Origin of the sequence: Rhodopirellula maiorica SM1, assembly GCF_000346295.1 — a bacterium.
Lineage (GTDB): Bacteria > Planctomycetota > Planctomycetia > Pirellulales > Pirellulaceae > Novipirellula > Novipirellula maiorica.
Genome location: NZ_ANOG01000627.1, coordinates 1 through 6,226, shown reverse-complemented (window position 1 = coordinate 6,226; position 6,226 = coordinate 1). Strand labels below are relative to the sequence as shown.

Annotated in this window: 5 protein-coding genes; 2 read left to right on the top strand and 3 right to left on the bottom strand. The window is 54.9% G+C overall.

Annotation, left to right across the window (positions count from 1 at the left end):
- Window positions 1-1,034 (top strand): SDR family oxidoreductase (locus tag RMSM_RS20220; RefSeq protein WP_040768444.1); only part of this gene is annotated, 1,034 nt, incomplete at its 5' end.
- Here RMSM_RS20220 and RMSM_RS20215 read toward each other — a convergent pair.
- The 3 genes from RMSM_RS20215 to RMSM_RS20205 form a co-directional block, all read right to left on the bottom strand.
- Window positions 1,031-2,365 carry an MFS transporter gene (locus RMSM_RS20215; protein ID WP_008700362.1) on the bottom strand — a complete coding sequence of 445 codons (1,335 nt, stop codon included), beginning with the start codon at window positions 2,363-2,365 and terminating at the stop codon, window positions 1,031-1,033. The genes RMSM_RS20220 and RMSM_RS20215 overlap by 4 nt on opposite strands.
- A 10-nt stretch (window positions 2,366-2,375) precedes the next feature.
- Complete coding sequence (locus RMSM_RS20210) at window positions 2,376-3,863, bottom strand: sulfatase (RefSeq protein WP_008700359.1); 1,488 nt, start codon at window positions 3,861-3,863, stop codon at window positions 2,376-2,378.
- 78 nt (window positions 3,864-3,941) lie between these two features.
- Window positions 3,942-5,486 (bottom strand): sulfatase family protein, encoded by a 1,545-nt coding sequence (locus RMSM_RS20205; protein WP_008700357.1) that lies wholly within the window; start codon window positions 5,484-5,486, stop codon window positions 3,942-3,944.
- A gap of 265 nt (window positions 5,487-5,751) precedes the next feature.
- On the opposite strand from RMSM_RS20205, the gene RMSM_RS20200 reads away from it, so the two are divergent.
- On the top strand, window positions 5,752-6,226 hold a 475-nt coding region (locus tag RMSM_RS20200; protein ID WP_008700352.1), incomplete at its 3' end, for a sulfatase-like hydrolase/transferase.

The following is a 6,226-nucleotide window of genomic DNA, read 5'->3' as shown; positions in this document are numbered from 1 at the left end:
AGTTCCGCGCGTCGGTGGTCATCGGTTCGGGAAGCTTGTCATTTGAATTGGTACGCGCCTTGGTTCGAAAACTGCCTGTCATGTTGTGGCCCAAATGGGTCTCGACCGAAGCATCGCCGATCGCGATCCGTGATGTGTTGAGCTATCTAATGGAAACGCTCGACATGCCACTCGGAGACAGCAAAATCTATCAAATCGGAGGCCCGGAACCGGTGTCCTACGGTGGGATTATGGACGAATACGCGCGGCAACGCGGTTTGAAACGGATCCGAATTCGCGTGCCGTTTCTATCACCGCGAATCAGTAGTCTATGGCTAGGCTTGGTCACCCCGGTGTACGCCCGCATTGGCCGCAAGCTAGTCGAAGGACTAAGAAATCCGACGGTCGTCACCAACGACGCCGCGCTACAAGACTTTTCAATCCGCCCGGTGGGCATCGAAAAAGCGATCCAACGTGCGATTGAGCGTGAGGACGAAGAAATGGTGGAAACGCGTTGGTCCGACGCATTGTCATCCGCAGGGCCGACACCGAGATGGGGCGGCGAAGCCTTTGGCAGCCGGCTTGTCGATTCACGTACGATCGATGTCGACGTTCCACCGGATTGTGCCTTTGTTCCGATCCAGCGTATCGGTGGCGATGCAGGTTGGTATTACGGCGAATGGCTATGGAAAATTCGCGGTTTTATGGACATGTTAGTCGGTGGCGTCGGCTTTCGTCGTGGTCGTCGTCATGCAAGTAACGTGCACGTCGGTGATGCGATCGATTTTTGGCGAGTCGAATTGATCGAGCCAAACCAGCGATTACGCCTCGCGGCGGAAATGAAACTGCCGGGGCGAGGATGGCTCGACTACGAGGTCTGTCCACGCGATGGCGGCGGATCGAGGATTCGCCAAACCGCCGAATTTGATCCTGCCGGCTTGTTCGGGTTGTTCTATTGGTACTCGGTCTGGCCACTGCATCAGTTTGTTTTCGCAGGCATGCTTCGCGGAGTCGCCAAACGTGCCGAAGCGGTCTGTAACGATCCGCAAAACTAGACGCGTTTGGGAGCTTTGCGAAGTAGTGGAAATGCCAGCGAGGCGACACATCCGATCAAAGCAAACAACGCGACCATTGCAAACAAATGCTGGTGTCCGAGTGCACCGGGCGAATCGTCGAGTAATTTCCCCATCATCGGCCCCATAAACACATCCGGTGTGTATCCGATTGCCGAAACGACTCCGACCGCCGTGCCGGTATAGTGAAACGGCACGTCGCCTTCTTGCATAATCGCAAAGTAAAGCCCGCGAAGTGCAAACACGGCGGCGCTGGTGGCGATGATCGTGCCGAAGAAAAACACGTTCATTCCTGGTTTGAAAACCCCCAAGGCGATCGCACTGCAACCGAGAGCAACCACCAAAAAACTTAATGCGGTGACGCTCGAAATGCGACTGCGGTCCGCGATGATTCCTGCCATGATCGCCGCGACCGGGCGAATCCACATCGACACCGTGCTGGTATGAGCTGCCGCAACTTCGTCATACCCCAAAACCTCTCGGGCATACAAGGAAATATCATCGAGTCCCTTGTAGCCAACGTACGCACACACGATGATCACCGCTTGCAGTGCGACCGTGGGCATCTTCACCACCGCCACGGCCCCCGACAATGTGATCTTTGGCTCCACCGCTTCGCTTTGACGGGGCAACATTGTTTGATGGGGAATCGCGGTTTGATGGGGCATTGCGGTTTGATTCTCGTCACCACGAACTGCAAACCAAACCAACACGGCCGAGCCCAGCGTCAATCCTGCGAAAACAAGAATGACTTGTTCAAAGGCATCGGTTCGCTGAGCCAGTGTTGCGGAATCGGGATCCGTGGGCAGCAACCAAGCGTAGATCAACACGGCAATCGAACCCGACGCAGCGGCGACCAACCCACGTCCTCCATCAAGTATTCCGAACGCGGTTCCCGAGAAGGCTTCGCCTCCGATTTCTCGCGTCGCCCGGATCATCGCGGCCCAAAACAACAAAATCGTCGTCAGCCCCCAATAAGCGTACAACCACTTCATCATCCCCAGCGATGGAATCGTCGCCAGCAACACTCCACCGAGCGACGTCGACAACAGCGCCAAGGTCATCATCTTTCGCGGGGCAAACGCGTCGGCCAACGGGCCGCCGGGAAAATAGGCCAACATCGCTGTCACGCCGTAGGCCGAAAATGCCAAACCAAGCTCAAGGTTGCTGATCCCAAACACTTCTAGCAGCGTCGGACGGAACACCCGCGCGATCACAAACGGCAAAAAGAAGATCGCTTCACCTGCAATCACCAACGCCAGCATCGCCACCGTCAACGGCGGTCGGATCGGCGGTGATTCGGATGGGCTCATGCCGTCGTTCCTAAAGCCGTTCGGGATTGAATGGCGTTGTCGGTGTCTGCCCCGATGCCCGGGACCGTAGTAATGGTTGCAGTTCCGCGATCACGTTCCGGGTAAGTTCGTCAGGATCAATCGCCAAGTTATTGAACTCCAGCGGATCGGCATGATGGTCGTATAATTCAAAACCGTATTTGCCTTCGCCCCATTCGGTATAACGGTAGCGGTCGGTGCGGATACTGCATCCCATCACCGGGTCGCCGAGTCGGTCGTCCGCCGGACGTAACACTTGCGTCACCGCGACGTTGTCCCATTCGGCCAACGGGTTATCCAGTAAGGGACTCAGACTGCGGCCGTCAAGATTCTCTGGCGCGGCGATCCCAGCCAGATCGGTCAGCGTCGGATAAATATCGACAAATTCAACGATACGGCGACACACGCCCGCAGACTCACGGTGCTGGGGCGAACGAATGATTAACGGAGCTCGAGCAGATTGTTCGAACAATGTTCGCTTTTGCCAGACACCATCGTGCTCACCCAGATGGTACCCATGATCGCTCCACAACACCACGATCGTGTTCTCAGCGAGGTCCAATTGCTGCAGCGAATCAAGCAACCGGCCGACTTGAGCGTCGACAAACGACACACACGCATAGTATGCCTGCGTGGCTTTGATTAATGTGTCGTGATCGAGGTTGTAATTGGGCACCGGACAATTATGTGCGAACGCAGCGAGCGGGATATCATTGCGATCACCGGGCGGCGAATAAGGCAAACGCAGCGACGATGGCGGATAGAGGTCAAAGTATTTCTGCGGAGCAACGTACGGAGTGTGCGGACGAAAAAAACCGACTGCCAAGAAAAACGGCTCGTCCCTTTTCTGCTGCATCAACGCGATCGCTTCCGTGGCGATCATCCCGTCGGTTTGTTCTTCATCGCCACCCTCGGCAGCCAACCAACTCAGTGCACCGCTGATCTTCCGATGCGGTTCTGCGTTGTAAACCAACGATTCGTCCGTCTTGTCGCGGCCGATCGGGTTGACGGTTTGATCCCACGACGGTGGATCATCGAATCCGTCAGTCCCAATCGACGCGGGCACGTTGTAGTGATAGATCTTGCCAACGCGAGCAGCAAAATACCCTTCGGAGCGGAACGCTTGCGAAAGCGTGACCACATCAGGCAGCTCGTCGCGAAAATGACGATCCAAGTCATAGACCTTGATCTTGTCGGGTCGTAATCCCGTCATGATCGATGCACGAGTCGGATTGCACAGCGGCAATTGATTGTAAGCGTTCTGGAAACAAACGCCGCTCGCAGCAAGCCGATCGATGTGGGGTGTCTGTGCGATTACATCACCGTAGCACCCCAGCGTGCACGCCAAATCGTCCACGGCAATGAATAGCACATTCGGTCGCTCACGCGACGCATCCGATCCGAGTTCATCGCTGGCATGCAATCGGTATCCGCAGCAAGTTATCCATAAAACAGTGAACGCCAAAATCCGAGAAAACATTTCCGCCGAATCCGTTTTGGGTAGGGAGTGGGCCTGCCAAAGAATACTTTCGTAGGGCCAATGGACCAGAAAGCGAGCTTACTTCGCCTTCTTGTTTTTACTCTTTTTCCCTGTCTTAACTTCAGGGGCGGTCAACCCATCGTCTGGCTGATCCCAAAGTCGATAGGGGTCGTCCAGCCGCCGCATCTCGCTCAGCAGCAACGCTTCCATTTCCGCCAATTTGTCGGCGTATTTGGGATTGCCCGCAAGATTCGTTTGCATGGGATCTTGCTTGTCATGCTCGGCCAAGAATTCATGAGGATTTTCGGCAAGGTTAAAGAGCTGCGTTTCGCGGACGGTGCCATCCAAGACGTCGTATTTAATGAGTTTCCAGTCGCCTTTCTTGACCGAACGCATTCCCGGTTTGGTACCGCCGCAATAGGCCCCGTACAACACCTCGCGTACCGTCGACTGTTCACCGCTCAGCACCGGCTTGAAACTAATTCCCTCGTTCGTCTCCGGTGGCTCAATACCCGCGAGATCACACAGCGTGGCGAGCGTATCAAGCAAATACGTGTTTCCGATCGCGCGTGAACCTGCTTGGATCCCTGGTCCTTTGACGATCAGTGGAACTCGCCACGTGTGTTCGTACAGATTCTGCTTGCCTTGCAATCCATGACGTCCGATGGCAATCCCGTGGTCCGAGGTATAGACGACATAGGTATTGTCAAGTTCGCCCATCGCTTCGAGTTTCTCGAGCACTCGGCCAACTTGGATGTCGATCGCTTCATCACACGCAAATTCGCGGCCGAGCTCATTACGAATCGTGCGTTCATCGCGTTTGGTCCACACGCCACTCACCGAAACTTCGTCACGCAATCCCGGATGCCCATGGGGAAACGGATGTTCGGGAAGGTAGTTCTCTGGAAGCGGAGGTTGTTTCGAATTTGCTGCAGGCAGCGAATTTCGATCCGTATGGTTGGTGGCCCCATATTTGTCGAGCAGTTCAGGGCGTCCATCACGAGTATCGTGCGGATGGGAAAAACCAAAATAGATCAGAAAAGGATCGGCATCACTTTCGGTTTCGCGTTGGTTCAAGAAATCCATGACTTGATCGCCATGCCAGGGACTGCCACTCGCGTCGGTGCCACCTCGTTTGGACGCGTCACGTCGCACGGTGAACTGTTTATTTGCCGCTTCATAGGAATTGCCTCGCTTACAGGTTCGCATCGTGTCATAACCTGCGCGGTTAAAAACGGCAGCAAGCGTGTTCTGTTCTAGATTGGGCGGACAGAGTTCTTTCGAGTTTGGGCCAATTGGCAAATGCCAAACGGTGCGTCCCGACATCACCATGTGCCGCGACGGCGTGCAAACGGCTCCCGAAAACGATCCCATGTGATAGGCGGCGTCAAAGACCATCCCTTCGGCTGCCAGTTTGTCAATATTGGGTGAATCGAGCGTCGATTTTGGATTGTAAAACTTAAAATCTTCCGGGGACTGGTCATCAACAATGATGAACAAAATGTTGGGCCGATGGGCCGCGTCATTCGTGCTTTCTGCGGCATCGACAGTGACCGCCGACGCTAGTAGAGCGATGCACAACAGGGTAAGGCGTCGTGGCAAATCGAAAATGGATCGTTTCATATGTTTTTCTTCGATTGGGGGCAGAAGTGATCAATTCGGATGCAAAGCAACGAAGCGAGAATGGAGAGCGTACGCGACTGTCAACGAATTTGATTCGCAATGGACGGGAAAATTTTCAATCGCGATCGCTCAAACGTGCTGCTAAGTGAATCGCAATACGTTCGCCGTCATTCGGCTATAATACTCCATCGTGGGTGGCTGATGTGATCCCAGTGTCCTTCCTTTCCCACACCCCGCCTTCGCCCCCCTTTCAACGGTTCGTTTGATGTATTGGCATTTATCTGTCCTTGGACGTTGGAATCTGCTCGGCTTGTTTGTCGCTTTGCTAACAATGCTGTCGCAGGTCGATGCGAATGAAACTCGCAAACCGAACTTTATCGTTGTGTTTTGCGACAACCTAGGGTACGGCGACATTGAACCCTTCGGCTCAACGCTGCATCGGACTCCCAATCTGAACCGGATGGCCGCCGAGGGCCGCAAATTCACCCACTTCTGCGTAACGGCAGGTGTCTGCACCCCGTCGCGAGCCAGTTTGATTACCGGCTGCTACTCGCAGCGCGTCGGGATGCATACGAACCCTCGCGACGGCATCGTGTTGCGGCCTGTTTCACCCTACGGATTGGCACCCGAAGAAGTAACGATTGCTGAATCACTCAAGGACGCCGGTTACGCCACCGCAATCGTTGGCAAGTGGCATCTCGGGGACCAGCCGATGTTCTTACCAACTCGGCAAGGATTTG